This is a genomic window from Microbacterium sp. NPDC077391 (assembly GCF_040686955.1).
Taxonomy (GTDB): Bacteria; Actinomycetota; Actinomycetes; order Actinomycetales; family Microbacteriaceae; genus Microbacterium; species Microbacterium commune.
This window is the reverse complement of record NZ_JBFBMI010000002.1, coordinates 47,969-74,487: the sequence shown is the minus strand read 5'-3', so window position 1 is coordinate 74,487 and position 26,519 is coordinate 47,969. Positions and strand designations below refer to the sequence as shown.

Annotated in this window: 26 protein-coding genes; 7 read left to right on the top strand and 19 right to left on the bottom strand. The window is 68.3% G+C overall.

Annotation, left to right across the window (positions count from 1 at the left end):
- Both AB0O65_RS05650 and trpD read right to left on the bottom strand, forming a co-directional pair.
- Positions 1-990, bottom strand: coding sequence for a PHP domain-containing protein (locus tag AB0O65_RS05650; protein WP_071643066.1), 990 nt, complete (start codon positions 988-990; stop codon positions 1-3).
- A 16-nt stretch (positions 991-1,006) separates the two neighbouring features.
- Positions 1,007-2,071 carry an anthranilate phosphoribosyltransferase gene (gene trpD / locus AB0O65_RS05645; RefSeq protein WP_363383594.1) on the bottom strand — a complete coding sequence of 355 codons (1,065 nt, stop codon included), beginning with the start codon at positions 2,069-2,071 and terminating at the stop codon, positions 1,007-1,009.
- A 189-nt stretch (positions 2,072-2,260) separates the two neighbouring features.
- Here trpD and AB0O65_RS05640 point away from each other — a divergent pair, with 189 nt between their 5' ends.
- The 5 genes from AB0O65_RS05640 to AB0O65_RS05620 all read left to right on the top strand — a co-directional run bounded on the left by AB0O65_RS05640 (position 2,261) and on the right by AB0O65_RS05620 (position 7,347).
- Positions 2,261-2,917, top strand: a complete 657-nt coding sequence (locus AB0O65_RS05640; RefSeq protein ID WP_363384035.1) for a heme-copper oxidase subunit III — start codon at positions 2,261-2,263, stop codon at positions 2,915-2,917.
- A 20-nt stretch (positions 2,918-2,937) separates the two neighbouring features.
- The gene (locus tag AB0O65_RS05635; protein WP_271637358.1) at positions 2,938-3,771 is read left to right on the top strand and encodes a cytochrome c; all 834 of its coding nucleotides are present in this window, start codon (positions 2,938-2,940) and stop codon (positions 3,769-3,771) included.
- Between the two features lie 36 nt (positions 3,772-3,807).
- Positions 3,808-4,887: a Rieske 2Fe-2S domain-containing protein gene (locus AB0O65_RS05630; protein ID WP_363383591.1), complete on the top strand. Its 1,080-nt coding sequence runs from the start codon at positions 3,808-3,810 to the stop codon at positions 4,885-4,887.
- On the top strand, positions 4,884-6,695 hold the full coding sequence (locus tag AB0O65_RS05625; RefSeq protein WP_071643058.1) for a ubiquinol-cytochrome c reductase cytochrome b subunit: 1,812 nt from the start codon (positions 4,884-4,886) through the stop codon (positions 6,693-6,695). The genes AB0O65_RS05630 and AB0O65_RS05625 overlap by 4 nt, the downstream gene beginning before the upstream one ends.
- A 232-nt stretch (positions 6,696-6,927) precedes the next feature.
- Positions 6,928-7,347, top strand: coding sequence for a rhodanese-like domain-containing protein (locus tag AB0O65_RS05620; RefSeq protein WP_313478248.1), 420 nt, complete (start codon positions 6,928-6,930; stop codon positions 7,345-7,347).
- Positions 7,348-7,511: 164 nt separating this feature from the next.
- On the opposite strand, the gene AB0O65_RS05615 is transcribed toward AB0O65_RS05620, so the two are convergent.
- The 5 genes from AB0O65_RS05615 to AB0O65_RS05595 all read right to left on the bottom strand — a co-directional run bounded on the left by AB0O65_RS05615 (position 7,512) and on the right by AB0O65_RS05595 (position 12,529).
- Entirely contained in the window at positions 7,512-7,934 is a 423-nt protein-coding gene (locus tag AB0O65_RS05615) for a cytochrome c oxidase subunit 4 (RefSeq protein ID WP_071643056.1), read from the bottom strand.
- A gap of 3 nt (positions 7,935-7,937) precedes the next feature.
- Positions 7,938-9,662, bottom strand: coding sequence for a cytochrome c oxidase subunit I (ctaD, locus tag AB0O65_RS05610; RefSeq protein ID WP_271637355.1), 1,725 nt, complete (start codon positions 9,660-9,662; stop codon positions 7,938-7,940).
- A gap of 3 nt (positions 9,663-9,665) precedes the next feature.
- On the bottom strand, positions 9,666-10,553 hold the full coding sequence (gene coxB / locus AB0O65_RS05605; protein WP_313478243.1) for a cytochrome c oxidase subunit II: 888 nt from the start codon (positions 10,551-10,553) through the stop codon (positions 9,666-9,668).
- An 89-nt stretch (positions 10,554-10,642) separates the two neighbouring features.
- The gene (erpA, locus tag AB0O65_RS05600; RefSeq protein WP_071643050.1) at positions 10,643-11,011 is read right to left on the bottom strand and encodes an iron-sulfur cluster insertion protein ErpA; all 369 of its coding nucleotides are present in this window, start codon (positions 11,009-11,011) and stop codon (positions 10,643-10,645) included.
- Positions 11,012-11,113: 102 nt separating this feature from the next.
- Entirely contained in the window at positions 11,114-12,529 is a 1,416-nt protein-coding gene (locus AB0O65_RS05595; protein WP_363383587.1) for a dipeptidase, read from the bottom strand.
- Positions 12,530-12,573: 44 nt separating this feature from the next.
- On the opposite strand from AB0O65_RS05595, the gene AB0O65_RS05590 reads away from it, so the two are divergent.
- Entirely contained in the window at positions 12,574-13,134 is a 561-nt protein-coding gene (locus AB0O65_RS05590) for a DUF3043 domain-containing protein (RefSeq protein WP_313478237.1), read from the top strand.
- 33 nt (positions 13,135-13,167) lie between these two features.
- Here AB0O65_RS05590 and AB0O65_RS05585 read toward each other — a convergent pair whose 3' ends face one another.
- The 5 genes from AB0O65_RS05585 to dnaE form a co-directional block, all read right to left on the bottom strand.
- Positions 13,168-14,187 (bottom strand): quinone-dependent dihydroorotate dehydrogenase, encoded by a 1,020-nt coding sequence (locus AB0O65_RS05585; RefSeq protein WP_313478817.1) that lies wholly within the window; start codon positions 14,185-14,187, stop codon positions 13,168-13,170.
- Between the two features lie 12 nt (positions 14,188-14,199).
- The gene (gene nrdR, locus AB0O65_RS05580) at positions 14,200-14,676 is read right to left on the bottom strand and encodes a transcriptional regulator NrdR (RefSeq protein ID WP_363383585.1); all 477 of its coding nucleotides are present in this window, start codon (positions 14,674-14,676) and stop codon (positions 14,200-14,202) included.
- 30 nt (positions 14,677-14,706) lie between these two features.
- Positions 14,707-16,020: a histidinol dehydrogenase gene (gene hisD / locus AB0O65_RS05575; RefSeq protein ID WP_313478234.1), complete on the bottom strand. Its 1,314-nt coding sequence runs from the start codon at positions 16,018-16,020 to the stop codon at positions 14,707-14,709.
- Between the two features lie 4 nt (positions 16,021-16,024).
- Positions 16,025-17,482, bottom strand: a complete 1,458-nt coding sequence (locus tag AB0O65_RS05570) for a hypothetical protein (RefSeq protein WP_363383583.1) — start codon at positions 17,480-17,482, stop codon at positions 16,025-16,027.
- 93 nt (positions 17,483-17,575) lie between these two features.
- Entirely contained in the window at positions 17,576-21,094 is a 3,519-nt protein-coding gene (gene dnaE / locus AB0O65_RS05565) for a DNA polymerase III subunit alpha (RefSeq protein ID WP_363383581.1), read from the bottom strand.
- 62 nt (positions 21,095-21,156) lie between these two features.
- Between dnaE and AB0O65_RS05560 the strand changes: the two genes are divergently transcribed.
- On the top strand, positions 21,157-21,639 hold the full coding sequence (locus AB0O65_RS05560; protein ID WP_071642558.1) for an NUDIX domain-containing protein: 483 nt from the start codon (positions 21,157-21,159) through the stop codon (positions 21,637-21,639).
- 12 nt (positions 21,640-21,651) lie between these two features.
- On the opposite strand, the gene AB0O65_RS05555 is transcribed toward AB0O65_RS05560, so the two are convergent.
- The 7 genes from AB0O65_RS05555 to ftsZ form a co-directional block, all read right to left on the bottom strand.
- On the bottom strand, positions 21,652-22,584 hold the full coding sequence (locus AB0O65_RS05555; protein ID WP_071642555.1) for an RluA family pseudouridine synthase: 933 nt from the start codon (positions 22,582-22,584) through the stop codon (positions 21,652-21,654).
- Positions 22,585-22,586: 2 nt separating this feature from the next.
- The gene (lspA, locus tag AB0O65_RS05550) at positions 22,587-23,129 is read right to left on the bottom strand and encodes a signal peptidase II (protein WP_071642553.1); all 543 of its coding nucleotides are present in this window, start codon (positions 23,127-23,129) and stop codon (positions 22,587-22,589) included.
- 46 nt (positions 23,130-23,175) lie between these two features.
- Positions 23,176-23,739, bottom strand: a complete 564-nt coding sequence (locus tag AB0O65_RS05545) for a DivIVA domain-containing protein (RefSeq protein WP_071642551.1) — start codon at positions 23,737-23,739, stop codon at positions 23,176-23,178.
- A gap of 143 nt (positions 23,740-23,882) precedes the next feature.
- Positions 23,883-24,182 (bottom strand): YggT family protein, encoded by a 300-nt coding sequence (locus AB0O65_RS05540; protein WP_071642549.1) that lies wholly within the window; start codon positions 24,180-24,182, stop codon positions 23,883-23,885.
- Between the two features lie 3 nt (positions 24,183-24,185).
- On the bottom strand, positions 24,186-24,659 hold the full coding sequence (gene sepF, locus AB0O65_RS05535; RefSeq protein WP_071642547.1) for a cell division protein SepF: 474 nt from the start codon (positions 24,657-24,659) through the stop codon (positions 24,186-24,188).
- 43 nt (positions 24,660-24,702) lie between these two features.
- Positions 24,703-25,380 carry a YggS family pyridoxal phosphate-dependent enzyme gene (locus AB0O65_RS05530; RefSeq protein ID WP_071642545.1) on the bottom strand — a complete coding sequence of 226 codons (678 nt, stop codon included), beginning with the start codon at positions 25,378-25,380 and terminating at the stop codon, positions 24,703-24,705.
- Positions 25,377-26,519, bottom strand: coding sequence for a cell division protein FtsZ (gene ftsZ / locus AB0O65_RS05525; RefSeq protein WP_071642543.1), 1,143 nt, complete (start codon positions 26,517-26,519; stop codon positions 25,377-25,379). The genes AB0O65_RS05530 and ftsZ overlap by 4 nt, the downstream gene beginning before the upstream one ends.

Below are 26,519 nucleotides of genomic sequence, written 5' to 3'. Positions count from 1 at the left end.
TCAGCCGCGCGCCCAGGCGCGCAGGCGCTCGAGCCCCCACGACGTGACGATCCGCTCCACCGGCACCCCGGCCGCCTCCGCGCGCTCGGCTCCATGGTCGAGCAGCGAGAGCTGACCAGGGGCGTGCGCGTCCGAGTCGATGGAGAACAGGCATCCCTCCTCGAGGGCGACGGCGATCAGGTCGTCGGGAGGGTCCTGACGCTCCGGTCGTGAGTTGATCTCGACCGCGACGCCGTTCTCGGCGCACGCCGCGAACACCGCTCTGGCATCGAACTGCGACGACGGGCGCGTGCCCCTGGATCCCTCGACGAGGCGGCCCGTGCAGTGGCCGAGCACGTTGACCCGGGGATCCGCGACGGCCGCGAGCATCCGCCTGGTCATCGGCTCCGCATCCATCCGCAGCTTCGAGTGCACCGAGGCGACGACGATGTCGAGCTCGTCGAGCATCTCCGGGGTCTGATCGAGCGCGCCGTCCTCGAGGATGTCCACCTCGATGCCGGCGAGCATCGTGAGTCCGTCACCCGACTGCGCACGCACCAGCGGGATCTGCTCGCGCAGCCGCTCCTGCGACAGTCCGCGCGCCACTTTCAGCCGGGGCGAGTGGTCGGTGACAGCCAGGTACTCGTGACCGAGCGCTCGTGCCGCAGCCGCCATGGTCTCGATCGGGGTCGTCCCGTCTGACCAGTCGGTGTGACTGTGCAGGTCGCCCTTCAGGCGCGCGCGAAGCGCGGAGCGCCGCTCGGGCTCGACCTCGCCGCGGAGCTCGACGAGATAGTCCGGCACCCGCCCCTGCTGCGCCTGCCGGATCACGGCGAACGTCGAATCGCCGATGCCCTTCTGCGCCTTGAGACGCGCGGGGTCGCTCAGCACGTCAGCCGGAAGGGCCGCCACCACGGCTGCCGCCTGCCGGAACGCCTTCGCACGGTAGCGCGACGCGCGCTCGCGTTCGAGCAGCGCGGCGATCTCGAGGAGGGCGTCGGCGGCTTCCACGATTGCTCCGCTCCGCTCAGGCGGGCAGCGGCTCCCTGGTGACCTGGACCCACTGATCGAGCTTGGCTGAGGCGCGTCCGTCGTCGATCACTTCGGCCGCACGCGTGTACGCGTCGCGGAGCCGCTCGACGATCGGGACCTGCGTCAGCGTCGAATCGTGCGAGAGCTCGTAGGCGACGATGCCGGCGGCGGCGTTCAGCAGCACGATGTCGCGCACGGCTCCACTCTCGCCCGCCAGGGTGCGCCGCAGGACGGACGCGTTGTGCTCGGGAGACCCGCCGACCAGGTCGTCGAGCTCGGCGAGCGGGATGCCCAGGTCGCGCGGATCGAGGTCGTGCTCGTGGATGTCTCCGCGCGTGACCTCCCAGATGCGGCTGTGTCCGGTCGTGGTGAGCTCATCGAGTCCGTCGTCGCCGCGGAACACGAGCGCCGTGGCGCCGCGGGTGCGGAACACCCCCGTGATCAGCGGCACGCGGTCGAGCTGCGCGACACCGACGGCGTTCGCCTCGGCGCGCGCCGGATTGCACAGCGGACCCAGCATGTTGAACACGGTCGGCACGGCGAGCTCGGACCGCGCGACGCCGGCGTGCTTGAAACCGGGGTGGAAGGCGGCGGCCCACGCGAACGTGATCCCCGTGCGCTCAAGCGCGTCGGCGACCCGCGCGGGGTCGAGCGAGATGTCGAGGCCGAGGGCGGCCAGGACGTCGGACGACCCGGACGAGGAGCTCGCGGCGCGGTTTCCATGCTTGACCACCGGGATCCCGGATGCCCCGATGATGACCGCCGCGGTGGTGGAGATGTTGACGGTGCCGATGCGGTCGCCACCGGTTCCGACGATGTCGAGCACATCCGACGACACCGGCAGCGGCACGGCGGCCTCGAGGATGGCATCGCGGAAGCCGACGATCTCGTCGATGGTCTCGCCCTTGGCGCGCAGCGCCACGAGGAAGCCGGCGAGCTGGGCATCCGTCACCCTTCCCCGCATGACCTGGCGCATCGCCCAGGTCGACTCCCACACGCTGAGATCACGGCGATCCAGAAGCGTCGAGAGCAGATCGGGCCAGGTGAGGGTGTCAGCCATGACTGCGATCCTAATCGCGCGGAGGATGATGCCGTTTCGAGATGACGCGTGCCCCGTGGTCATCGCACACCCCGCTGGACGTGGGAACGCGGCACATTCGCAGGTGCTTCTTAGGTCTTCCTTAGTCGCAGGACAGCGAGACAGGCCACGTCGGTGCGAGAATCCCCGCGCGGAATCGGCCATAATGGTCTGGTGACCACCTCAGCGACGTATGCCCCGGCGGCAAGAACCATCAAGCGCCCCAATCCGGTCGCTGTCGGCACCATCGTGTGGCTCGGCAGCGAAGTCATGTTCTTCGCGGGACTCTTCGCGATCTACTTCACGCTACGCAGCACCTCCCCCGAGCTCTGGGCGGACCGCACCGAGCTGCTCAACGTGGTGTACGCCTTCGTCAACACCGTCATCCTGGTGGCGTCGTCGTTCACCTGCCAGATGGGCGTGTTCGCCGCCGAAGACCTGCAGCCCTATCGCATCGACAAGGGCAAGGTGAACGCCTTCGGCCGTCGTCGCCTGTTCGGCTGGGGCATGGTCGAGTGGTTCTGGCTCACCTTCATCCTCGGCGCGATCTTCGTCAGCGGCCAGGTGTGGGAGTACGCGCAGCTCGTCGCCGAGGGCCTTCCGATCACCGCCGACTCGTACGCCTCGGCGTTCTACATCACGACCGGCTTCCACGCTCTGCACGTCACCGGCGGTCTCATCGCCTTCGTGCTGGTCATCGGCCGCGCATACGCGGTCAAGAACTTCGGCCACAAGGAGGCGACCTCCTCGATCGTCGTGTCGTACTACTGGCACTTCGTCGACGTCGTCTGGGTCGTCCTGTTCGCCGTCATCTACTTCCTGAAATAAGAGCGGAGCGATTTCCCGAAATGGCACGAGTGAAGAAGCACCGCTCCCGCGGTCGCCGCAGTCCCCTCGCCGCTGCCGCGCTGATCGGCGCCGGCCTGCTGCTCACCGGCGGCGTGTACGCCGGTGCGTCCGCTGCTATGGCATCCACCGCTGACACGCAGACCAGTGCTGCGGCAGAGCTGACCGTCGAGGACGGCCAGAAGCTGTTCACCGCGAACTGCGCGACCTGCCACGGCATCGACATGCAGGGCACGAGCGAAGGACCGAGCCTCATCGGCGTCGGCGAGCTGTCCGTCGAGTTCCAGGTGGCGACCGGCCGCATGCCGCTGCAGATGCAGGGCCCGCAGGCGCCGCAGAAGCCCGTGCAGTTCACCGACGCGCAGATTCGCGCGATGGCCGCCTACGTGCAGAGTGTCGCTCCCGGCCCGAGCTACCCCGACAAGTGGGTGACCGCAGGCGAGGAGAACCCCGACAACGCGAGCGACGAGGTCGACATCGCAAACGGCGCGGAGCTGTTCCGCATCAACTGCGCGATGTGCCACAACGTCGCCGCCGCCGGTGGCGCTCTGACGGAGGGCAAGTACGCCCCCGCGCTGACCTCCACCAGCCCGCTGCACATCTACGCGGCCATGGTCACGGGCCCGCAGAACATGCCGGTCTTCGGCGACATGAACCTGAGCACCGAGGACAAGCGCGACATCATCGCCGCCCTCGTCTACCAGCAGGAGGCCGTGCAGATCGGCGGCTTCACGCTCGGATCGCTCGGTCCCGTGTCGGAGGGCCTGTTCATCTGGATCTTCGGAATCGGCGCGCTGGTCGCCCTCACCGTGTGGATCACGGCGAAGTCCAACTGACGCACTTTCATCGAAGAGTTACGTACGAGGAGCACCATGGCACACGACGACGACACGCAGGCTCTCGACAGGGCCTACGAGCCCTCGCGGGGGCTGGGCGTCGCAGTCAGCGATCCTGCGGAGAACCCGGGACTGCCGCCACACCGTGAGCGGATGACCGACAAGGACCAGCGCGCCGAGAAGGCTGCGGTCCGCACGGTCTACACCCTGTTCTACCTGTCGCTCGCCGGCAGCATCTGGGCGGTCGCCGCATACATGCTGTTCCCGATCGAGAGCGGCATGGCGATCGACATCCGCCACAACAACATGTACATCGGCATCGGCATCGCGTTCGCGCTGCTGGCGCTCGGCATCGGCGCGATCCACTGGTCGAAGGCGCTGATGTCCGACAAGGAGTACATCGAGCACCGCCACCCGACCCGCGGCAAGGACGCCACTCGCGCCGGCGCCGTCGAGGCGTTCGCCGCGGCCAACGAGGACTCGGGCTTCGGGCGCCGCGCGATCATCCGCAACTCGCTCATCGCCGCGGTCGTGGCCTCGATCCTGCCCGGCCTCACGCTGTTCCGCGGTCTCGCACCGCACAACAACTCGCACGGCAACCCCATCGCCGGTGACCCGGTCGCACTTCTCAAGCACACCATGTGGGAAGAGGGCATGCGCCTGGCGCGTGACCCCGAGGGCACCCCGATCCGCGCCGCGGACGTCACTCTCGGTTCGGCCTTCCACGTCATCCCCGAGCCGCTCGCCGAGCTCGGCCACAGCGAGGGATACATGGAGGAGAAGGCCAAGGCCATCGTGCTCCTCATGCGTCTGCGACCCGAGCAGCTGATCGAGGCCGAGGACCGCAAGGACTGGTCCTACGACGGCATCGTCGCCTACTCCAAGGTCTGCACGCACGTGGGCTGCCCCGTCGCGCTGTACGAGCAGCAGACCCACCACCTGCTGTGCCCGTGCCATCAGTCGCAGTTCGACGTCACGGACCACGCCAAGGTCATCTTCGGCCCGGCAGCGCGACCGCTGCCGCAGCTGCCCATCGCCGTCGACGATGAGGGCTACCTCATCGCGCAGAGCGACTTCACCGAACCCGTCGGCCCGAGCTTCTGGGAGCGTCATTGAGCACCGCAACTCTTAAAGAGGACACCAAGCAGAAGCCCCTGGGCGGACGCTTCATCGGCGCGACGGCGAACTACCTCGACGAGCGCACCAGCCTGTCGGGGCTCGTCAAGGAGCTCGGTCGCAAGATCTTCCCCGACCACTGGTCGTTCATGCTCGGCGAGATCGCGCTCTGGGCGTTCGTGGCCGTGTTCCTGTCGGGAACGTTCCTGACGTTCTTCTTCCAGGCCTCGATGGCCCCCACGCACTACACCGGCGCGTACGCGCCCTTGCGCGGCGTGGAGATGACGGCGGCCTTCGAGTCGGCGCTGCGCATCTCGTGGGACATCCGCGGTGGCCTTCTGGTTCGCCAGATCCACCACTGGGCGGCACTCGTGTTCATCGCCGGCATAGGCATCCACATGCTGCGCGTGTTCTTCACCGGCGCGTTCCGCAAGCCGCGCGAGCTCAACTGGGTGATCGGCTTCGTGCTCTTCATCCTCGCCCTGGCCGAGGGATTCACCGGCTACTCGCTGCCCGACGACCTGCTCTCGGGCAACGGTCTGCGCATCATCGACGGCATGATCAAGGGTCTGCCGCTGATCGGCACCTGGACCTCGTTCCTCATCTTCGGCGGCGAGTTCCCCGGCGACGACATCGTCGGCCGCCTGTACACGATGCACATCCTGCTGCTGCCGCTGCTGGTGATCGCGTTCATCGTGCTGCACCTGATGCTGATGGTGATCAACAAGCACACCCAGTTCGCCGGCCCCGGCCGCACGAACGACAACGTCGTCGGCTACCCGATGATGCCGGTGTACATGTCGAAGATGGGCGGCTTCTTCTTCATCGTCTTCGGTGTGATCGTCCTGATCGCCTCGTTCTTCCAGATCCTGCCGTTCTGGGATTACGGTCCCTACGACCCGTCCCCGATCTCGGCCGGCACTCAGCCTGACTGGTACATCGGCTTCGCCGACGGCGCCCTGCGTCTCGCTCCCCCGCACCTCGACGTCATGCTCGGCAACTTCACGCTGTCGCTCGGCATCGTCATCCCGGTGCTGGTGCTCGGACTGTTCATCGTCGCCGTGGCGATCTACCCGTTCCTCGAGGCGTGGATCACGGGCGACAAGCGCGAGCACCACATCGCCGACCGTCCCCGCAACGCCCCGACCCGCACCGCCATCGGTGTCGCCGGGATGATCTTCTACGCGGTGCTCTGGGCTGCGGCCTCGTCCGACCTCATGGCCACGCACTTCATGCTGACCATGGAGGGTGTCATTCACGCCCTGCAGGCCCTGCTCTTCGTCGGCCCGATCCTCGGGTACTTCGTGACGAAGCGCATCTGCATCGCGCTGCAGAAGAAGGATCGTGAGATCGTTCTGCACGGCTACGAGTCGGGCCGCATCGTGCGCCTGCCCGGTGGCGAGTTCATCGAGGTGCACCAGCCCGTCGACGTGTACGACCGCTGGAAGCTCATCGACTACGCCACCTACGAGCCTCTCGTCGTGCGCCCGAACGCGAAGGGCCGCATCCCGTGGCACGAGAACCTTCGCAGCTCGATCTCGCGGTGGTTCTACGAAGACCGCCTGCAGCCGCTCACCCAGGCCGAGATCGCGGCAGCCGACGCGCATCAGCAGCACACGCTGGCGCACGACGCGGAGATCGAGGCGGCCGAGATCGCCGGGGCACACGCTCGCGCGGGTGTCACCTCCGAAGACCAGATCGCCGCAACCGATCTGCACGTCGACGAGACGCCGAACACCCCCAGCTCGGTGATCGCGAAGGACCCGGCCAAGCCGCGCAGGAAGAAGAAGTCGGAGGACGGCGAGTAAGCCGCACTCCCCCACGACAGAGGGCCCGTCCGAATCCGGACGGGCCCTCTGTCGTCTCCACGGCTCTCCGTCGCCCTCGGCGTCCGTCCGTCGCCCTCGGCGTCCTTCCGTCGCCCTCGGCGTCCGTCCGTGCGGTCCGAGCAGGTGCGGCAAGCGACGAGACGAGTTCGCACGCTCCTCGGCAGGATGTCATGAGCGCGCAGGCACGATACCGGCGCGCTACCCTGTGACCATGATCGACCGACACGAGTTCTTCGCCGCCAAGCTGCAGTACGAGACCGATGCGAGCGACGTGCACGCGGCGCGGAAGGCGGGGACACACCTCGTGGTCGTCGATGTGCGCTCCGACGAGGCGTGGGCACAGGGTCGCGTTCCCGGGGCCGTGCACATGCATTACAGCGAGATCGCCGAGCGAGCGCCGGTGGAGATCCCGTCCGACGCCTCCGTCGTCGTCTACTGCTGGAGCCCCGGGTGCAACGCCGGCGCCAAGGGCGCTCTGGAGTTCGCGGCTCTGGGCTACTCGGTGCGCGAGATGATCGGCGGTTTCGAGTACTGGGTTCGCGAGGGATATCCCGTCGAGGACCACGACGGCATCCACCGCCGTCCGATCGACGCCCTGACCGGCGTCCCCCGCATCCGAACCCGGCCGTGATGCCGCGCGGCGCAGACGCACACCTCGCCGCAGTGATTCGTGCGCACCCCGGTGCAGTGGTGCGCGCACGCCTCCCCTGACGACGCCTCCCGCTGACCGCTGAAGCCCCTCCCCGCCGACGACGAAGGCCCCCTGGACGGATCCAGGGGGCCTTGACGAGAGTGTCAGCGCGCGAAGTGCCCGCGGTAGTACTCGTACACCCAGCCGACGATCGCGACGAGGAAGATCGCCACACCGATCGGCAGCAGGAACTGACCGACCGCGAGGCCGAGCAAGAAGACACCTGCGGAGGCGGCGAGGACCAGCGGCCACCACGACCACGGCGAGAACTCGCCGAGCTCGGGGTCACCGTCGTCGATGTCCGCCGTCAGGACGTCTTCGGGGAGCTCTCCACCCTGCGCCTTGTACGTGCGCTGCAGGTAGACGGCGATCATGGCACCCATGAAGGCGACGAACAGGAGCGCCACCGTGCCCACCCATTCCACGTAGCCGTGGAAGGGGTCGACCAGGTTCCAGATCGTGTAGACGATGGACGCGATCGTGAAGAAGACCGCGATGATCCACCAGAGGATGACATTGCTGCGCATGACTTACTTGACCTCTCCCGCTGCGACGCCCACCGGGTGCTCTGCGGCCTCGGGGTGGTTCAGATCGAACGCCGGACGCTCACTGCGGATGCGCGGGATCGACGTGAAGTTGTGACGCGGCGGCGGGCACGAGGTGGCCCACTCCAGCGATGCACCGTAGCCCCACGGGTCGTCGACGGTGACCTTCGGCGCCTTGCGGGCGGTGATCCACACGTTGAGGAAGAAGGGCAGCATCGAGGCGCCGAGAATGATCGCACCGATCGTGGAGACCTGGTTGCCCCACTCCCAGTTGTCATAGGTGGAGTAGTCCGCGTAACGACGGGGCATGCCGTCCACGCCCAGCCAGTGCTGCACGAGGAAGGTCATGTGGAAGCCGATGAACAGCATCCAGAAGTGGATGTAGCCCAGGCGCTCGTTGAGCATGCGGCCGGTCCACTTCGGCCACCAGAAGTAGAAGCCGGCGAACATCGCGAACACGACGGTGCCGAACACCACGTAGTGGAAGTGGGCGACGACGAAGTACGAGTCGCTCAGGGCGAAGTCCAGCGGCGGAGCCGCGAGGATCACGCCGGTGAGTCCACCGAAGACGAAGGACACGAGGAAGCCGAGGGCGAACACCATCGGCGTCTCGAAGGTGATCGAGCCTCGCCACATCGTGCCGATCCAGTTGAAGATCTTCACACCCGTCGGCACCGCGATGAGCATGGTCATCAGCGAGAAGAACGGAAGCAGCACGCCGCCGGTCACGTACATGTGGTGAGCCCACACGGCCACCGAGAGGGCCGCGATCGCGATGGTCGCGTACACCAGCGTCTTGTAGCCGAAGATCGGCTTGCGGCTGAACACGGGGAAGATCTCGGACACGATGCCGAAGAACGGCAGCGCGATGATGTACACCTCGGGGTGACCGAAGAACCAGAACAGGTGCTGCCACAGCAGCACGCCACCGTTCGCGACGTCGTAGATGTGCGAACCGAGCACGCGGTCGGCCGCTGCGGCGAGGATCGCCGCGGCGAGCACCGGGAACGCCATCAGGATCAGGAGGCTGGTGATCAGCGTGTTCCACGAGAAGATCGGCATGCGCCACATGGTCATGCCGGGTGCGCGCATGGTGATGACCGTGGTGATGAAGTTCACCGCGCCGAGGATGGTGCCGAAACCGGACATGCCGAGGCCGAGCATCCAGAGGTTGCCGCCCACGCCCGGCGAGAACGACGAGTTGGCGAGCGGCTGGTACGCGAACCATCCGAACGAGGCCGCGCCCTGCGGGGTGAGGAAGCCGGCGATGGCGATGATCGAGCCGAAGGTGAACAGCCAGAAGGCGAACGCGTTCAGACGCGGGAACGCCACGTCGGGCGCGCCGATCTGCAGCGGCAGGATCGCGTTGGCGAAGCCGGCGAACAGCGGCGTCGCGAACATCAGCAGCATGATCGTGCCGTGCATCGTGAACAGCTGGTTGTACTGCTCCTTGGTGGGCACGATCTGCATGCCGGGAGCGAAGAGCTCGGCGCGGATGATCAGCGCCATCACACCGCCGAGGAGGAAGAAGAGCACCGAGGCGATCAGGTACATGTACCCGATCGTCTTGTGGTCGGTGGACGTCATCCACTTGACGATGATGTTGCCCTTCTGCTCCACGCGGGAGGAGGTGAGCAGGGCTGCCTGACGCGGCGGCAGCGTGGTCGGGCGGGCGCCCGGCGCTGTCGTGGGTTCAGCTGTGGTGGTCATGGCTTACTCCTCTTCCTCGGACTGCGTGCTCGCGCCGCTGCCGGGGAGATTGCTGAGTCGGTCGTAGGCGTCGGTGATGTCGCCCGTGTTGCCCTGCTCGCGCAGGGTCTCGAGGTATGCGTCGTACTCGTCCTGCTCGACGACCTTCACGTTGAAGAGCATCATCGAGTGGTACTCACCGCAGAGCTCGGCGCACTTGCCGTCGTACTCGCCGACGCGCGTGGGGATGAAGGACCAGGAGTTGTCCTTGCCGATGTACATGTCCTTCTTGTACAGGAAGTCGATGATCCAGAAGGAGTGGATCACGTCGCGCGACTGCAGGTCGATCGTGACCTTCTTGTCGACGGGCAGCACGAGCGTCGGAAGCTTCTCGCGCTCGATGTCGCCGTTCTCGTCGGGGTCGGCCTGCACGCCCATGGTCCACACGGCATCGTCTTCGCCGCCGTACTGGAAGTCCCAGGCCCACTGCTTGGCGATCGCCGTGACCTCGACGTCGGGCTCATCCCACTGCGTCTCGATGTCGGCCTGGTCGCGCGCGGTGAAGAAGAACATGCCCAGCACGAGGATCAGCGGGATCACCGTGTACAGGATCTCGATCGGCATGTTATAGCGCAGCTGGACCGGGAGTCCGGTCTGACCGGTGCGCCGACGGTACATCACGAGCGCCCATCCCATCAGGGCCCAGGTGATGACGCCGACGGTCAGCAGAACGACCCACGAGGTGACCCAGAGACCGGAGACCGTCTCGGTCTGGTTGGTCGCGGGGGTGCCGTCTTCGACGAAGCCCGGAAGGAATCCATTGAGTTCGGTGGGAGTACATCCCGCCAGGGCCACAGCTGCCGCTGCTCCCAGCGGGAGCGCGGCCCAACGAAGGCGGCGTTTCGAGGGCACGATGCACCTTTCAGATCTCGGACAGGAGCAGACTCAAGTCTAGGGCAACCTCACACGCGATTCATGCCAACCACGCAGGTAGGCGCGCCTCAGTGGAAGCTGTCACCGCACGCGCAGCTGCCTGCGGCGTTGGGGTTGTCGATCGTGAAGCCCTGCTCCGAGATGGTGTCCTTGAAGTCGATCGACGCGCCGTCCAGGTAGGGGACGCTCATGTTGTCGATGATGACCTCGACGCCGTCGAAGTCGACGGTCTCGTCGCCTTCGAGGTAGCGCTCGTCGAAGTACAGCTGGTAGATCAGGCCCGAGCATCCGCCGGGCTGCACGGCCACGCGAAGACGCAGGTCGTCACGGCCCTCCTGCTCGAGCAGGCTCTTGACCTTCAGCGCCGCAGCGTCGGTCAGCGAGACGCCGTGGGCGGGGGCGGCGGTGGGCTCTGAGGTCAGGGTGGTGTCGCTCATCTCAACTCCTTGCAACGGGCAGCGCGGTCTCGCTGCTCGTGCACGATTCTACCGCCGTCGCCGCACGCCGGGCCGATCGCGTGCGGGCATCGATCCCACTGCTCAGGACTCCCCGGCGCGCTCGTTCATCCTGGCCAGCAGCAGTGCCTCGGTGCGCACGGCGTTGCGGAACGTGTCGAGGTGCAGCGACTCGTTCGGGCTGTGGGCCCGGGAGTGCGGGTCCTCGACGCCCGTGACGAGGATCTGCGCGCCGGGGAACTCGCGGACCAGGTCGGCGACGAAGGGAATGGATCCGCCCACGCCGAGGTCGACGGCCGCGACGCCGTAGCCGTCTCCCAGCGCGGCGCGGGTGAGCTCGACAGCCCACCCCGAGGTGTCGACGAGGAAGCCGTCGCCGAGGTCGATGTCGGAGAACGTGAGCTCCGCGCCGAACGGCGCGTGCCGGCGCAGGTGTCGTTCCAGCGCCGCGTACGCGTCGGCGGCACTCTGACCGGGGGCGACCCGGGCGCTGATGACGAGGCTCACCTCGGGCAGCAGGGTGTTGGACGCCTCGGCCACGCTCGTCACGTCCATCCCGGTGATCGTGATGGAGGGCCTGTTCCAGATCCGCCCGTAGATGTCGTCGCGACCGATCGGGCTGACACCGTCGAGCAGGCCCGCCTCGTCTCGCAGAGTCTCCTCGGAGTACTCGGGCGTCTGCGCGTCTCTGCTGGTCATCCCGTCGACCGCGACCGCGCCGTCGGAATCCCACAGTGTGGCGAGGAGGGTGACGGCGGCCATCATGGCATCCGGAACCGCTCCCCCGAACATGCCGGAGTGGGAGGCGTGCTCGAGGGTGCGCACGGTGAGGGTGAAGCGGGCGTTGCCGCGCAGCGACACCGTCAGTCCCGGGGTGCGGGAGTCGAGGTTGCCCGAGTCCGCCACGACGATCGCATCGGCGCGGAGCGCGTCGGCGTTGTCGCGCAGGAACCGCGCGAAGGAGCGCGACCCGTATTCCTCCTCGCCCTCGATGAACAGCGAGACGCCGAGATCGAAGTCGTCGCCGAGCACCTCCGCGACCGCGCGCAGCGCCGCGATGTGCGCCATGATGCCCGCCTTGTCATCCGCTGCGCCCCGGCCGTACAGGCGCCCGTCGCGCACGGTCGGCTCGAACGGCGGCGTCTCCCACAGCTCGTCTGCCCCCGGAGGCTGCACGTCGTGGTGGGCGTAGAGCAGGATGCTCGGGCGTCCGTTGCGCGCGGCGCGAGTGGCGAGCACGGCGGGCTGGCCGAGCTCGTCGGTGTCGTCGACGTGCGCACGCAGCACGCGCACGTCGTCGAAGACGCCGGTGCCGCGCGCCAGCTCGGCGACCGCGTCCGCCGAGCGCTCCAGCTGCGTCTGGTCGAACGCGGGCCACGCGATGCCGGGGATGCGCACCAGCGCGCCCAGGTCGGCCAGGGCGGACGGGATGCCGAGGGCCACCGCCTCAAGGAGCGCGGTCTCCGCGGCGGATGAGGCGGACGGTGCAGGGGATGTCATGCGAGTAATCTTAAGGCGAACCCGATTCCGAACTGAGGTCGAACGTGTCCAACCCCACCCCTGCCGCCGACGACGCCCGCGAGACGCCCGCCGTGGGCAAGGGCCGCGCCACCCCCACCCGCGCCGAACGCGAGGCGGCCAATCGCCGTCCCCTCGTCGCGAACACGAAGGAGGCCCGTGCCGCGGCGAAGGCCGACCTGCAGGCGCGTCGCCAGCGGGCCCGCATCGGGATGGAGAACGGCGAGGACAAGTACCTTCCCGCACGTGACCGCGGTCCTCAGCGCCGGTGGGTGCGTGACTACGTGGACGCCGGCTGGCACATCTCCGAGTGGCTGATGGCCGCGATGCTGCTGGTCATCGTGCTCAGCCTCGTCGAGATCCCCGCGGTGCAGCTGTGGGCGATGGTCGGTCTGTGGGGCTACATGCTGCTCGCGGTCGGCGACATGGTGCTGCTGAGCATGCGGGTGAAGAAGAAGACCGCCGCGAAGTTCGGTCTCGAGCGTCGCGAACGCGGACTCGGCTGGTACGCGGCGATGCGGGCGCTGCAGATGCGCTTCATGCGTCTTCCGAAGCCCCAGGTCAAGCGCGGTCAGTACCCGGACTGACCCGCTGCTCGGTCGTGCGGAGGCCTGTGTCGCTCAGCGACGCAGGCCTCTGTTGATCTGCCTGGCCCACAGCGGTCCGCGATACAGGAATGCTGTGTAGCCCTGCACGAGCGTCGCACCGGCGTCCAGTCGTCGCTGCACGTCGTCTGCGGTCTCCACTCCCCCGACGGCGATCACGCAGAAGTCGGCCGGCACGGCGCTGCGGACCACGGCCAGCACCTCCAGCGAGCGCTGCTTCAGCGGCGCGCCGGAGAGTCCGCCCGCCCCGGCCGCCTCGACGACCGCCGGGTCGGTGATCAGGCCGTCGCGGGAGATGGTCGTGTTGTGGGCGATGATCCCGGCGAGCCCCTCCGCCACCGCCATGCGGGCGATGGCCTCGATCTCGTCGTCGGGCAGGTCGGGGGCGATCTTCACGAGCAGCGGCGTCTCGCCCGCCGCCTGCTTCACCGCGCGCAGCAGCGGAGCGAGAGTCTCCACGGCCTGCAGGCCGCGCAGACCTGGAGTGTTCGGTGACGACACGTTCACGGCGAGGTAGTCGGCGAGCGGCGCGAGCCGCGTGGCGGACGTGACGTAGTCCCCGACCGCATCCTCGACCGCGACCACCCGGCTCTTGCCGATGTTCACCCCGATGACCGCGCGAGGAGCACGCCGCCGCAGCGCGGCGAGTCGGCGTGCCGCGGCATCCGCCCCCTCGTTGTTGAAGCCCATCCGGTTGATGACGGCCCGGTCGGGGATCAGGCGGAACAGGCGCGGCTTCGGGTTGCCCTCCTGCGGGATGGCGGTGATGGTGCCGATCTCGATGTGCCCGAAGCCCAGGGCATCCAGACCGCGCACGCCGACGGCGTTCTTGTCGAACCCCGCGGCGACGCCGAAGGGCGACGGGAAGACCAGACCGAGCGCGCGCACCTGCTGCTGCGGTCGCGGGGCGGTCAGCGCGCGCGCCGCCCACGAAAACGGCGGCACGCCGAGCGCGCGGATGACCGCCATCGCGGCGTGGTGCGCGAATTCGGGGTCGAAGCGCGCGAGGACGTGGCGGAAGAGCAGTGAGTACATCACTGCCCAAGGCTACCGGTCGTGGGAATCCGGTTCCGACGCATCGTGGTCGGCGCGCAGGTCGCGGATGGCGCGTTCGAAGTCGTCGAGCGAGTCGAAGGCCTGATACACGCTGGCGAAGCGCAGATACGCGACCTCGTCGAGCTCACGCAGGGGGCCCAGGATCGCGAGTCCGATCTCGTTGGTGTCGAGCTGCGAGACACCCGTCTGCCGCACGGCCTCCTCGACCTTCTGGGCGAGGAGCGCGAGGTTCGCCTCGGTGACGGGCCGACCCTGGCACGCCTTGCGCACCCCGGAGATCACCTTGTCCCGGCTGAACGCCTCCACGACGCCCGAGCGCTTGATCACCATGAGACTCGCCGTCTCGGTCGTCGAGAATCGTCCGCCGCACTCCGGGCACTGTCGTCGGCGTCGGATCGACAGGCCGTCGTCACTGGTGCGGGAGTCGATGACGCGGGAGTCCGGATGCCGGCAGAAGGGGCAGTGCATGATCGGTCAGCCTACTCGCTCGCTCTCGGCTCACCGGGAGGTGTCGGCGAAGCGCGCCTCGACGGCGTCGCCGTGTGCGGGCAGGATCTCCGCGTTCGCGAGGGCGACGACCCCGGCCCGCACCTCGGCGAGGGCGGCGTGGTCGTACTCGATGACCTGCTGCGGTCGCAGGAACGTGTACGCGCCGAGTCCGGCCGCGTACCGGGCCTGTCCCCCGGTGGGCAGCACGTGATTGCTGCCGGCCATGTAATCGCCGAGACTCACCGGCGTCTGGTCGCCGACGAACACGGCGCCGGCGCTCGTGAAGCGCTCGGCCGCGGCGGACGCGTCTGCGAGGTGCAGCTCGAGGTGCTCCGGCGCGTACGCATTGCTGAACGCCTCCGCCATCGCCCGATCGTCGACGAGCACGATGGCCGACTGCGGCCCGGCGAGGGCCTCGGCGACGCGCGCGGCATGCGCGGTGGTCGCGGCGAGGTCGGCGACGGCTGAGGCGACCTGCTCGGCGAGCTCGACCGAATCCGTCACCAGCACCGCTGACGCCTGCTCGTCGTGCTCGGCCTGGCTGATCAGGTCAGCCGCGATGAGGGCGGCATCCGCCGACGCATCGGCGACCACGAGGATCTCGGTCGCGCCGGCCTCGGAGTCGGTTCCGACGACGCCGGCGACGACCCGCTTCGCCGAGGCGACGTAGTTGTTGCCTGGCCCGGACACGACATCGACCGGGTCGAGTCCCAGGTCGGCGACGCCGTGAGCGAGCGCGCCGATCGCGCCGGCACCGCCGATCGCGTAGATCTCGTCGATGCCGAGGAGGGATGCCGCCGCGAGGATCGTGGGGTGCACCCGTCCGCCGTGCGCGGCCTGCGGCGGGGAGGCGAGGGCGATCGAGGTGACGCCCGCGACCTGTGCGGGCACGACGTTCATCACGACGCTGGATGCCAGCGGCGCCTTGCCACCGGGGATGTACACCCCCGCGCGGGTGACGGGCTGCCACCGCTGGGTGATCCTCGCGCCCGGCCCGATGTCGGTGGTCTGCGAGGCGGGGACCTGCGCCGCCGAGCCACGGCGGACGCGGTCGATGGCGGCTTCGAGGGCGGAGCGCACCGCCGGATCCACCGAGGCCGCGGCTTCGGCGACGTGCTCGGCGGGGACGCGGATGGCGTGACCGCTCACCCCGTCGAAGCGCTCGGCCTGCTCACGCAGGGCGGCCTCACCCGCGGTGCGCACGGCCTCGACGATCGCGGCAGCGGCCTCGAGCGCCTCGGCGCGGGCCTGGGTGGCACGCGGCACGGCCGCGAGCATGTCGGAGGGTGAGAGGGACTGCCCTCGGAGATCGATCGTGCGCACGCGCTCAGCCTTTCGAGATGTCGAAGATGTCGTGGAGGTAGCCGATGCGGCCGTCCTCATGTCGCACGACGAACGCCCCGCCCCGATCCTCGATCGCGAGCGCCCACGCCGTCGGCCCGATCCGGAACAGCGGATGGCCTCGCTCGTCGAGCACGTCGCGCTCGGTGGGCGCCAGGATCCAGAACGGCTCGGGCTGACCGAGGTGGTCGGGCTCGGCGGACTGCTCGCCGCGCGTGCGCCGCAGCGGCTGCTCGTCCGCATCGTCGACCGCCGACGCGGACGGGCCGGCCACGCCGTCTGGCGCGGTGTTGTGCTCGACCGTCCGATTCGAGTCGGGAGTGTCGTCGGCGAAGATGCTCTGCAGCGCTTCGACAGCGGCGGTGTTGTACAGCACCTCGGTGTCGTCGTCTCGGTGGTCGGACACAACGGGCTGCGGCGCGGGTGCCGCCGGCTCGGACGTCGAGGTCGCTTCCGGCTCGACAGACGCCGGCTCGTCGGGCGCCGGCTCGACAAACGCGGGCTCGACGGCCGCCGGCTGGACCGGCGCCGGCTCGACAGGCACCGGCTGGGCAGACTGCGCGATCGCCGCGGCCGCGGTCAGCGTGGAGTCCGCGTCCCCGGCATCCGGAGCGGAGAGGTGATCGGATGCGGATGCCCGATCCAGGGCATCCGGATCCGACGCCGCGCGCGGGATGACCATCGTCAGTGCGGTCTCCACCCTCGGCTCGGCGGCTGCGGGCGGCGCCGCTGCGGGGCCGTCAGCATCGTCCGGTCGGACGGCGCCGGCCGGGGGCAGCGGTGACGGAACGGCTTCGCGCTCCGCGCGCGGACGCGCGATGACGGGTCGGACGGGGTTCGCGTTCCGGTGCGCGAGCGTCTCCAGACGGCCGTGGAAGTCCTCTCGCAGCCGAGGCAGCAGGGGGGCGAACACCGTCGCGGCCACCAGCACGAGCGTGGCCAGCTGACCCACCACGGCGACCCAGCCGATGAGCAGCACGCCGGTCTCGATGGTGGCGGCGACCTGCTGCCAGAGCACCTGGGCCCACGAGACGGCGGCGACAGCAGCCGCGACGGACGCGAACTGGTCGATGCCCAGAGACCCCACCCGGCGGATCCCGTCCGGTGAGAATCGGCGCAGCACGACGAGGAAGACGGCCACCGTCGGCACTCCCATCATCAGGATCCAGTGGATGCCCGATGTCCACACGGTGTCGCCGATCGGACCGATCGGGAAGAACGAGGCCACGAAGCCGATCAGCCAGGCCCCGATGATGATGATCTCGCGCAGCGTGAAGCCGAGGATGCCGTACTCCGGCTGGACCTGGTCCTCGTAGAGGACTCCGTCATCATCCCGGTCGATGCCGTCCGGGTCGATGTCGGCCCCGGTGCGCGCGTCGGCGCGCAGGCGAGGCTCGTCTGCCGAGGCGTCGCCGGGGGCGCTGCCGGGACTGTCGAAGCTCATCGAGGGTCCTTTCGTTCGTGGTGGGTGGCCACGCGAGTCACGATCCTACTCACCGCACCCGGGAGTTCGATGCGTCGCGTCGAGGCCGTGCGCTCAGCCCAGACAGGCGGGGCCCAGCAGCGATTTGAGGTCGCCGAACAGGTCGGCGGACACCTTGACAGGCATCGGCACCTCGAACACCTTCGCGGCGCTGCCGCGGTGCACGCGCAGCAGCACCTCGGTATCACCGGCATGGCGGCGCAGCACGTCGGCCAGGTCCGTCATGACCCGTTCCGTCGCCCGCTGCTCGGCGACCAGCAGCGAGAGGGGGCCGGCGGCGTCGAACGAGCCGACGTCCGGCGCGAAGGCCGACTGCGCATGCAGATTGAGCCCGTCGTCACGGCGGGAGACGCGGCCTCGCACGGCGAGGATGGCATCCTGCTGCAGGGTGTGCTGGAACTCGGTGTACGTCTTGCCCATGAACATGATCGTCACCTCGCCGTTGAAGTCCTCGACGGTGATCATGCCGTACGGATTGCCGCTGGCCTTGGCCACACGATGCTGCACGCTGGTCACGAGCCCGGCCACGGTGACCTGGTCGCCGTCCTGCAGGTCCTCCGAGGTGAGCAGTCCGTGGATCGAGATCGAGGCGTGCTTGGCGAGCGGGACCTCGAGCCCCGCCAGCGGGTGATCGGAGACGTACAGTCCGAGCATCTCGCGCTCGAAGGCCAGCTTGTCCTTCTTCGTCCACTCGGGACGATCGGGCACCTTCGCGGGCGCCGCCTCCTCCATCTCGTCGTAGAGGCTGTCGAAGTCGAAGCCGATCGCGCCCTGCGCCTCGTTCCGCTTGCGGTCGACGGCGGCCTCGACGGCGTCTTCGTGGATCTCCATCAGCGCGCGGCGGGTGTCGCCCATCGAGTCGAACGCGCCCGCCTTGATCAGCGACTCGACGGTGCGCTTGTTCGAGACATGCAGCGGCACCTTGCCCAGGAAGTCGTGGAACGAGGTGAACGGCCCGTCCTTGCGGGACGCGACGATCCCGTCGACGACGTTGCTGCCGACGTTGCGCACCGCGCCGAGACCGAAGCGGATGTCCTCGCCGACGGCCGCGAAGAAGTTGATCGACTCCGACACGTCCGGCGGCAGCACCCGGATGCCCATGCGGCGGCACTCGTTCAGGTAGAGCGCCATCTTGTCCTTCGAGTCGCCAACGCTGGTCAGCAGAGCCGCCATGTACTCGGCCGGGTAGTGCGCCTTGAGGTACGCGGTCCAGTACGACACGAGTCCGTACGCGGCGGAGTGCGCTTTGTTGAAGGCGTAGTCGGAGAACGGCAGCAGGATGTCCCACAGCGCCTTGACGGCTCCTTCGCCGAAGCCGCGCTCCTTCATGCCGCCGGAGAAGCCCTCGTACTGCTTGTCGAGTTCGGACTTCTTCTTCTTGCCCATCGCGCGACGCAGGATGTCGGCCTGGCCGAGGCTGAACCCGGCGACCTTCTGCGCGATGGCCATGACCTGCTCCTGATAGATGATCAGACCGTAGGACTCCTGCAGGATGTCGGCCAGCGGCTCTTCCAGCTCGGGGTGGATGGGCGTGATCTCCTGCAGACCGTTCTTGCGCAGCGCGTAGTTCGTGTGCGAGTTGGCGCCCATCGGTCCCGGTCGGTACAGCGCGATGAGCGCCGAGATGTCGGCGAAGTTGTCGGGCTTCATCAGCCGCATCAGCGAACGCAGCGGCGGGCTGTCGAGCTGGAACACGCCCAGCGTGTCGCCGCGGGCCAGCAGGTCGTAGACGGCGCGGTCCTCGAGACCGAGGTGCTCGAGATCGAGCTCCTCTCCCCTGTTCATGCGGATGTTGTCGAGCGCGTCCGAGATGATCGTGAGGTTGCGCAGCCCCAGGAAGTCCATCTTGATCAGACCGAGCGACTCGCACGACGGGTAGTCGAACTGGGTGACGATCTGACCGTCCTGCTCGCGCTTCATGATCGGGATGATGTCGATCAGCGGGTGCGATGACATGATCACGCCGGCCGCGTGCACGCCCCATTGCCTCTTCAGCCCCTCGAGTCCGAGCGCGCGATCGAAGACCCGCTTGGCGTCGGTGTCGGTGTCGATCAGCGCGCGGAACTCGCTCGCCTCCTTGTAGCGCGGGTGCGCGCTGTCGTACATGCCGCTGAGCGGCATGTCCTTGCCCATCACCGCGGGCGGCATCGCCTTGGTTAGCCGGTCTCCCATGCTGAACGGGTAGCCGAGCACGCGCCCGGCGTCCTTCAGCGCCTGCTTGGACTTGATCGTGCCGTAGGTGACGATCTGGGCGACGCGCTCGGAGCCGTACTTCTGCGTCACGTACTCGATCACCTCACCGCGGCGCCGGTCGTCGAAGTCGACGTCGAAGTCGGGCATCGAGACGCGGTCGGGGTTGAGGAAGCGCTCGAAGATGAGGCCGTGCTCGAGCGGGTCGAGGTCGGTGATCTTCATCGCGTACGCGACCATCGACCCGGCACCGGAGCCACGGCCGGGACCGACCCGGATGCCGTGGTCCTTGGCCCAGTTGATGAAGTCGGCGACGACGAGGAAGTACCCGGGGAACCCCATCTGCAGGATGATCCCCGTCTCGTACTCGGCCTGCTTGCGCACCCTGTCGGGGATGCCGTTCGGGTACCGGTAGTGCAGGCCCTTCTCGACCTCCTTCACCAGCCAGCTGTCCTCCGTCTCGCCGTCCGGCACCGGGAAGCGGGGCATGTAGTTGGCCTTGGTGTCGAACTCGACCTGGCAGCGCTCAGCGATCAGCAGCGTGTTGTCGCATGCCTCGGGGTGGTCGCGGAACATCTGGCGCATCTCCTGCGCCGTCTTGATGTAGTAGCCGTCGCCGTCGAACTTGAATCGGTTCGGATCGTCCATCGTCGAGCCGGACTGCACGCAGAGCAGCGCCTCGTGCGCATCCGCCTCGTGCTGGTGCGTGTAGTGGGAGTCGTTCGTCGCGACGAGAGGGATGTCCAGGTCTTTCGACAGCCGCAGCAGGTCGCTGATCACCCGTCGTTCGATGGAGAGGCCGTGATCCATGATCTCGGCGAAGTAGTTCTCCTTGCCGAAGATGTCCTGGAACTCGGCGGCCGCAGCCCGCGCCGCGTCGTACTGCCCGAGTCGCAGGCGGGTCTGGATCTCGCCCGACGGGCATCCCGTGGTCGCGATCAGGCCCTTGCCGTAGGTCTGCAGCAGCTCGCGGTCCATGCGGGGCTTGAAGTAGTAGCCCTCGATGCTCGAGAGCGAGCTCAGTCGGAACAGGTTGTGCATCCCGGCGGTGGTCTCGCTCCACAGCGTGGTGTGCGTGTACGCACCCGATCCGGAGACGTCGTCGCTCTTCTGATCGGCCGTTCCCCACGCCACGCGCGACTTGTCGCTGCGGTGCGTTCCCGGGGTGACGTAGGCCTCGAGTCCGATGATCGGCTTGATGCCCGCGGCGTTCGCGGCGTTGTAGAACTCGAACGCCGCGAACGTGTTCCCGTGGTCGGTGACGGCGATCGCCGGCATCCCGTAGTCGGCCGCGGCCTGCGTCATCGAGTTGATCTTCGCCGCACCGTCCAGCATGGAGTACTCGCTGTGGACATGCAGGTGCACGAAGGAATCGGAGGCCATGCATCGAGTCTACGAGGCCCCTCCGACGCCCGCGTCGACGCGCCCTCGATACGCTGAACGGCATGGCCACTCCTGAATTCGTCCTCGCGCTGCGGAAGCACATCGGCACCGCACCACTGCCCCTGGTCGGCGCCACCGCGATCGTCTTCCGCGACGAGAAGGTGCTGCTGGGCAAGCGCGCCGACAACGGTGCCTGGCAGGCGATCTCGGGCATCGTCGAACCCGGGGAGGAACCGGCCGACGCCGCCGCGCGCGAGTGCCTCGAAGAGGCCGGCGTCGTCGTCTCGGTGGACCGTCTCGCGCTGGTGCAGCAGATGCCGCGGGTGACCTACGCCAACGGAGACCAGGTCGACTACCTCGATCTGGTCTTCCGCTGCACCTGGGTCTCGGGCGACCCCTACCCAGCCGACGGGGAGCTGACCGAGGTGGGCTTCTACGACCTGGCGGCGATGGGTGACGTCGACCATGCGCATGTGCGCAGCATCGCTCTGGCGATGGCGGAGGACGACCCGGCGACCTTCCGCGGCGGTCGCGTCAGAGCCTGAGGTCGAGTCGCGTCAGTCCGCGTCGCGACCCGGATCCAGCACGTCGAGCGCGTGACGGAAGTCCGCGGGATAAGGCGAGTCGAACCGCACCCACTGACCGGTCGTCGGATGCGTGAAGGCGAGCTGATGCGCGTGCAGCCACTGCCTGGTGAGACCGAGTCTGGCCGACAGGGTCGGGTCGGAGCCGTAGAGCGGATCGCCGACGCAGGGATGCCGGTGCGCGGCCATGTGCACGCGGATCTGATGCGTGCGGCCCGTCTCGAGATGGATCTCGAGCAGGGAGGCGCCGGGGAACGCCTCGAGCGTCTCGTAGTGGGTGACCGACGGCTTGCCGTCCGGCACGACGGCGAACTTCCAGCTGTGGTTGGGGTGGCGGCCGATCGGCGCATCGATCGTGCCCGCGAGCGGATCCGGATGCCCCTGCACCACAGCGTGGTAGATCTTCTCGACCGTGCGGTCCTTGAACGCGCGCTTGAGAACGGTGTACGCGCTCTCGGTCTTCGCCACGACCATAAGACCGCTCGTGCCCACGTCGAGGCGGTGCACGACCCCCTGACGTTCGGGCGCTCCGCTGGTCGCGACGCGGAATCCCGCCGCGGCGAGAGCACCGACCACGGTCGGCCCCTCCCACCCGATCGAGGGATGAGCGGCGACGCCGGTCGGCTTGTCGACCACGACGATGTCGTCATCGTCGTGGACGATCCCGAGCTCGGGCACCGCGATGGGCTCGATCCTCGGCTCCTCCTTCGGCGACCAGCTCACATCGAGCCAGCCGCCCGCACGCAGTCGATCCGACTTTCCGAGCGAGACGCCGTCGAGGGTGACACCGCCCGCTTCCGCGACCTCGGCCGCGAAGGTGCGCGAGAAACCGAGCATCTTGGCGAGGGCGGCGTCGACGCGCTGACCGTCGAGCCCGTCGGGGACGGGAAGACTGCGGGACTGCACGGTCAGATCTCCGCTGACGCGGCGGCGCCCTCGTGGCCGTTCTGCGTCGCGTCATCCGCACTCTGCGCATGATCGCGCTCGCGCGTACCGTCGAGACGCAGCCCGAAGACGACGAGCAGGGCGACCGAGATCATCCCCGAGACGATGAAGATGTCGGCGACATTGAAGATCGCGGGCAGCATCCACGGCATCGAGATCATGTCGACGACGTGGCCCACGGCGAATCCGGGTTCGCGCAGCAGCCGATCCGTGAGATTGCCCAGCACACCGCCGAGCAGGCACCCGAGCACCACCGCCCAGAGGCGGGAGTGGACCTGGAACGCCTTCCAGACGATGATCCCGGCCACGACGGCCATGGCGATCGTGAAGATCCAGGTGACCTCCGCGCCGATCGAGAACGCGGCGCCGGAGTTGCGGATGTAGTAGAGCTGCAGGAACTCACCGAGCACGGGCACAGCCTCATGCTTCGGCAGGTTCTCGATGGTGAGGTGCTTCACAGACTGATCGGCGACCAGCACGACGGCCGCGAGAGACGCGACGATCATGCCGGCCGCCGACCGACGAAGGGGACGACGTCCTGCCAAAGGTGACCTACAGGCCGATGGCGGAGACGGGCGTCGAGTCCGTCGAGGACTTCTGGTCGAGGTCGCGCAGCTGCCCCTCGATCATCGCGCGGAGCTTGCCGCGGTAGTCGCGCTCGAACTCGCGCAGCTCGGTGATGCGACCCTCGAGCATGTTGCGCTCGCGCTCGAGTCGCGCTGCTTCCTCGCGCTGCTTCGCCTCGGCCTCGGTGCGGATGCGTGCGACCTCGGTCTCGGCTTCCTCGATGAGCTGCTTGCGCTTGGCCTCACCCTCGGCGACGTGCTCGTCGTGCAGACGCTGGGCGAGCTCGATGATGCCGGCGGAGGTGCCGACGGGCGATCCCTCGGCGGCCTGAGCGGGAGCGGGCGTCGGCGCTGCGGCGGGAGCCGGGGCGTTCTCGCCGGACTCGTACGCCGCGAGCTTGGCCTTCAGCTCGTTGTTCTCCTCGATGGTCTTGCGCCATTCAACGACGATCTCGTCGAGGTAGTCGTCGACCTCTTCGGGGTCGAAGCCGTCCTTGAATCGGACGTGCTGGAACTCCTTGTGGACGACGTCATCCGGGGTAAGTGCCATGGGTGGCTCCTCTTTCGATGAGTTCGGTTGCCAGTCGCTGAGAGCCGGCGGTGTGGTTCATTCGACGCGTACCCGGGGCGCGCGTCTGGGAGCCAAGCATAGTCCCCCAGTCTGAGCGGCGCGACGCTCGCGCGCTCAGTCGCTCAGGTCAGCGCCCGGACGACCGCCATCAGGATGAACACGCTGAGCATGGTCAGCATGAACCCGAAATCCAGCGCGATCGTCCCGAGGCGCAGCGGCGGCACGAGCCTGCGGAAGAAGCGGATCGGCGGGTCGGTCACGGTGTACACGAGCTCCGCCGCGACCAGCCCGGCCCCCTTCGGACGCCACGACCGGTTGAACAGCGGGATGTACTCGAGCACGAGCCGCGCGATCAGCACGAGCACGTACAGAGTCAGCACGAGCTCGGCGATGCCGCCGATGATGCTGAGTATCGCTCCCACGGATCAGGAGTCGAACGAGGCGGAATCCGCCTGCGCGAGGCCGCCCTGGCCGGATACTGCGATGTTCTCCGGCGAGAGCAGGAAGACCTTGCTCGTGACGCGCTCGATGCGGCCGTACAGACCGAGCGAGAGCCCGCTGGCGAAATCGATGAGACGGCGCGCGTCGGCGTCGCTCATCTGCGACAGGTTGATGATCACCGGCACGCCCTCGCGGAAGTTCTCGGCGATGATCTGCGCGTCGCGGTACTGCTTGGGGTGCACGGTGAGGATCTCGTTGACCGAGCCCGCCGCGGGCTGACGAACCGCCGTCGGACGACGCAGCGGCGTGACGGGGGCCGGTGCGGTCTCGTCGCGTTCGATCACCTCGTGCTTCTCACGCGTGGCTCGGGCCGGCGTCGGCGCGGCCTCCTCCTCATAGACCTCTTCCTCGTCGGCGAGGCCGAGATACACCATGGTCTTCTTCAGCGGGTTACCCATCGTGTCCTCCGGTTCGAACGTTCGGGCTGGTCTGGTTGAAAGGCTAACCCCGGTCGGGGCGCGGTCCTGTGATTGCGGAACCGATCCGCAGGTGTGTCGCGCCCGCGTCGATCGCCGCCTCGAAATCTCCGGTCATCCCGGCTGAGATCCAGGTGGCCGCGGGGGCGAGGGCACGCACGCGATCGGCGACGTCGCGCAGCCGTGCGAAGGCGCGAGACGGCTCCTCGTCGAGCGGGGCGACCGCCATGACGCCTCGGAGCCGGAGCGACGGGAGGGAGAGGACGTGCTCGGTCAGCGCCTCGGCGTCACCGAGCGCACTGCCGCCTCGGCCGGTGTCCTCGGTCAGGTTGACCTGCACGAGCACATCCAGTGGGTCTCCGTCGACATCGGCCCGATGCAGCGCGTCCGCGAGCTTCACGCGATCGACGGAGTGGACGACGTCCGCGTCCCGACGGATCGCTGCGGCCTTGTTCGTCTGCGCCTGGCCGATGAAGTGCCAGCGTACGCCGAGCCCGTCGAGAGCGGCACGCTTGGCCGTCATCTCCTGCTGGCGGTTCTCGCCGACGTCGGTCACACCGAGCTCGTGCAGCTCGCGCACCAGGGAGGCGGGGTGGAACTTCGTCACCACGATCCGGGTGATCTCACCCGGATCCCGGCCTGCCCGGCGCGCGGCGTCGGCGATGCGCTCGTCTATCGCCGACAGCCGCGCGCTGAGCGTCACTTCAGGAACTCGGGGATGTCGATGTCGTCGTCAGAGAACGCCGGCTCGATGCTGGATGCGACCGGCGCGGGCGTCGCAGCCGGCCTGGCCGGCTCGGGGCGCTCCTCGGCGGCCTTCTCGTCCAGGCGCACCTCAGGCAGCGGGTTGGCCGCCGGACGCTCCACGACCATCGGCTCCAGCCGCGCAGCGGGCTCGCCGCCGTCGAAGCCGGCGGCGATCACCGTGACGCGCACCTCGTCGCCGAGACTGTCGTCGATGACCGTTCCGAAGATGATGTTGGCCTCCGGGTGCGCGGCCTCCTTGACGAGGTCGGCTGCATCGTGGATCTCGAAGATGCCGAGGTTCGAGCCACCCTGGATCGACAGCAGCACACCGTGGGCGCCCTCGATCGAAGCCTCCAGCAGCGGGGACTCGACGGCGAGCTCGGCCGCCTTGATGGCACGGTCGGCGCCGCGCGCCGAGCCGATGCCCATGAGCGCGGAACCGGCTCCCTGCATGACCGACTTCACATCGGCGAAGTCGAGGTTGATCAGACCCGGGGTGGTGATGAGGTCGGTGATGCCCTGCACACCGGCGAGCAGCACCTGGTCGGCGGTGGCGAAGGCCTCGATCATGGAGATGCCGCGATCGCTGATCTCGAGGAGCCTGTCGTTCGGCACCACGATGAGGGTGTCGACCTCCTCCTTCAGCTTCGCGACGCCGGCCTCGGCCTGGCTCTGGCGGCGACGGCCCTCGAACGAGAACGGCTTGGTCACGACGCCGATGGTCAGCGCGCCGATCGACTTCGCGATCCGCGCGACGACGGGTGCACCGCCCGTGCCGGTGCCGCCGCCCTCTCCGGCGGTGACGAAGACCATGTCGGCGCCGGTGAGCGCCTGCTCGATCTCCTCGGCGTGGTCCTCGGCGGCCCGACGGCCCACCTCGGGATCGGCTCCGGCGCCGAGGCCGCGAGTGAGCTCACGGCCCACGTCGAGCTTGACGTCGGCGTCGCTCATCAGCAGCGCCTGGGCGTCGGTGTTGACGGCGATGAACTCGACTCCGCGGAGTCCGAGCTCGATCATGCGGTTGACGGCGTTGACGCCGCCACCGCCGACGCCGACGACCTTGATCACGGCGAGGTAGTTCTGGTTCTGGCTCAT

Excerpts from the sequence above, each read along its gene's own strand:
- AB0O65_RS05615 (WP_071643056.1), bottom strand. The coding sequence starts at position 7,934 with ATGCGCAGCAATGTCATCCTCTGGTGGATCATCGCGGTCTTCTTCACG.
- ctaD (WP_271637355.1), bottom strand. The coding sequence starts at position 9,662 with ATGACCACCACAGCTGAACCCACGACAGCGCCGGGCGCCCGCCCGACC.
- AB0O65_RS05620 (WP_313478248.1), top strand. The coding sequence starts at position 6,928 with ATGATCGACCGACACGAGTTCTTCGCCGCCAAGCTGCAGTACGAGACC.
- nrdR (WP_363383585.1), bottom strand. The coding sequence starts at position 14,676 with ATGCACTGCCCCTTCTGCCGGCATCCGGACTCCCGCGTCATCGACTCC.
- AB0O65_RS05570 (WP_363383583.1), bottom strand. The coding sequence starts at position 17,482 with ATGAGCTTCGACAGTCCCGGCAGCGCCCCCGGCGACGCCTCGGCAGAC.
- AB0O65_RS05585 (WP_313478817.1), bottom strand. The coding sequence starts at position 14,187 with ATGTACTCACTGCTCTTCCGCCACGTCCTCGCGCGCTTCGACCCCGAA.
- sepF (WP_071642547.1), bottom strand. The coding sequence starts at position 24,659 with ATGGGTAACCCGCTGAAGAAGACCATGGTGTATCTCGGCCTCGCCGAC.
- AB0O65_RS05595 (WP_363383587.1), bottom strand. The coding sequence starts at position 12,529 with ATGACATCCCCTGCACCGTCCGCCTCATCCGCCGCGGAGACCGCGCTC.
- AB0O65_RS05560 (WP_071642558.1), top strand. The coding sequence starts at position 21,157 with ATGGCCACTCCTGAATTCGTCCTCGCGCTGCGGAAGCACATCGGCACC.
- dnaE (WP_363383581.1), bottom strand. The coding sequence starts at position 21,094 with ATGGCCTCCGATTCCTTCGTGCACCTGCATGTCCACAGCGAGTACTCC.
- AB0O65_RS05545 (WP_071642551.1), bottom strand. The coding sequence starts at position 23,739 with ATGGCACTTACCCCGGATGACGTCGTCCACAAGGAGTTCCAGCACGTC.
- ftsZ (WP_071642543.1), bottom strand. The coding sequence starts at position 26,519 with ATGAGCCAGAACCAGAACTACCTCGCCGTGATCAAGGTCGTCGGCGTC.
- AB0O65_RS05630 (WP_363383591.1), top strand. The coding sequence starts at position 3,808 with ATGGCACACGACGACGACACGCAGGCTCTCGACAGGGCCTACGAGCCC.
- lspA (WP_071642553.1), bottom strand. The coding sequence starts at position 23,129 with ATGATCGTCGCGTCTCTCGCGGCCGTCGTGCTGGTCGCCGATCAGTCT.
- AB0O65_RS05635 (WP_271637358.1), top strand. The coding sequence starts at position 2,938 with ATGGCACGAGTGAAGAAGCACCGCTCCCGCGGTCGCCGCAGTCCCCTC.
- trpD (WP_363383594.1), bottom strand. The coding sequence starts at position 2,071 with ATGGCTGACACCCTCACCTGGCCCGATCTGCTCTCGACGCTTCTGGAT.
- erpA (WP_071643050.1), bottom strand. The coding sequence starts at position 11,011 with ATGAGCGACACCACCCTGACCTCAGAGCCCACCGCCGCCCCCGCCCAC.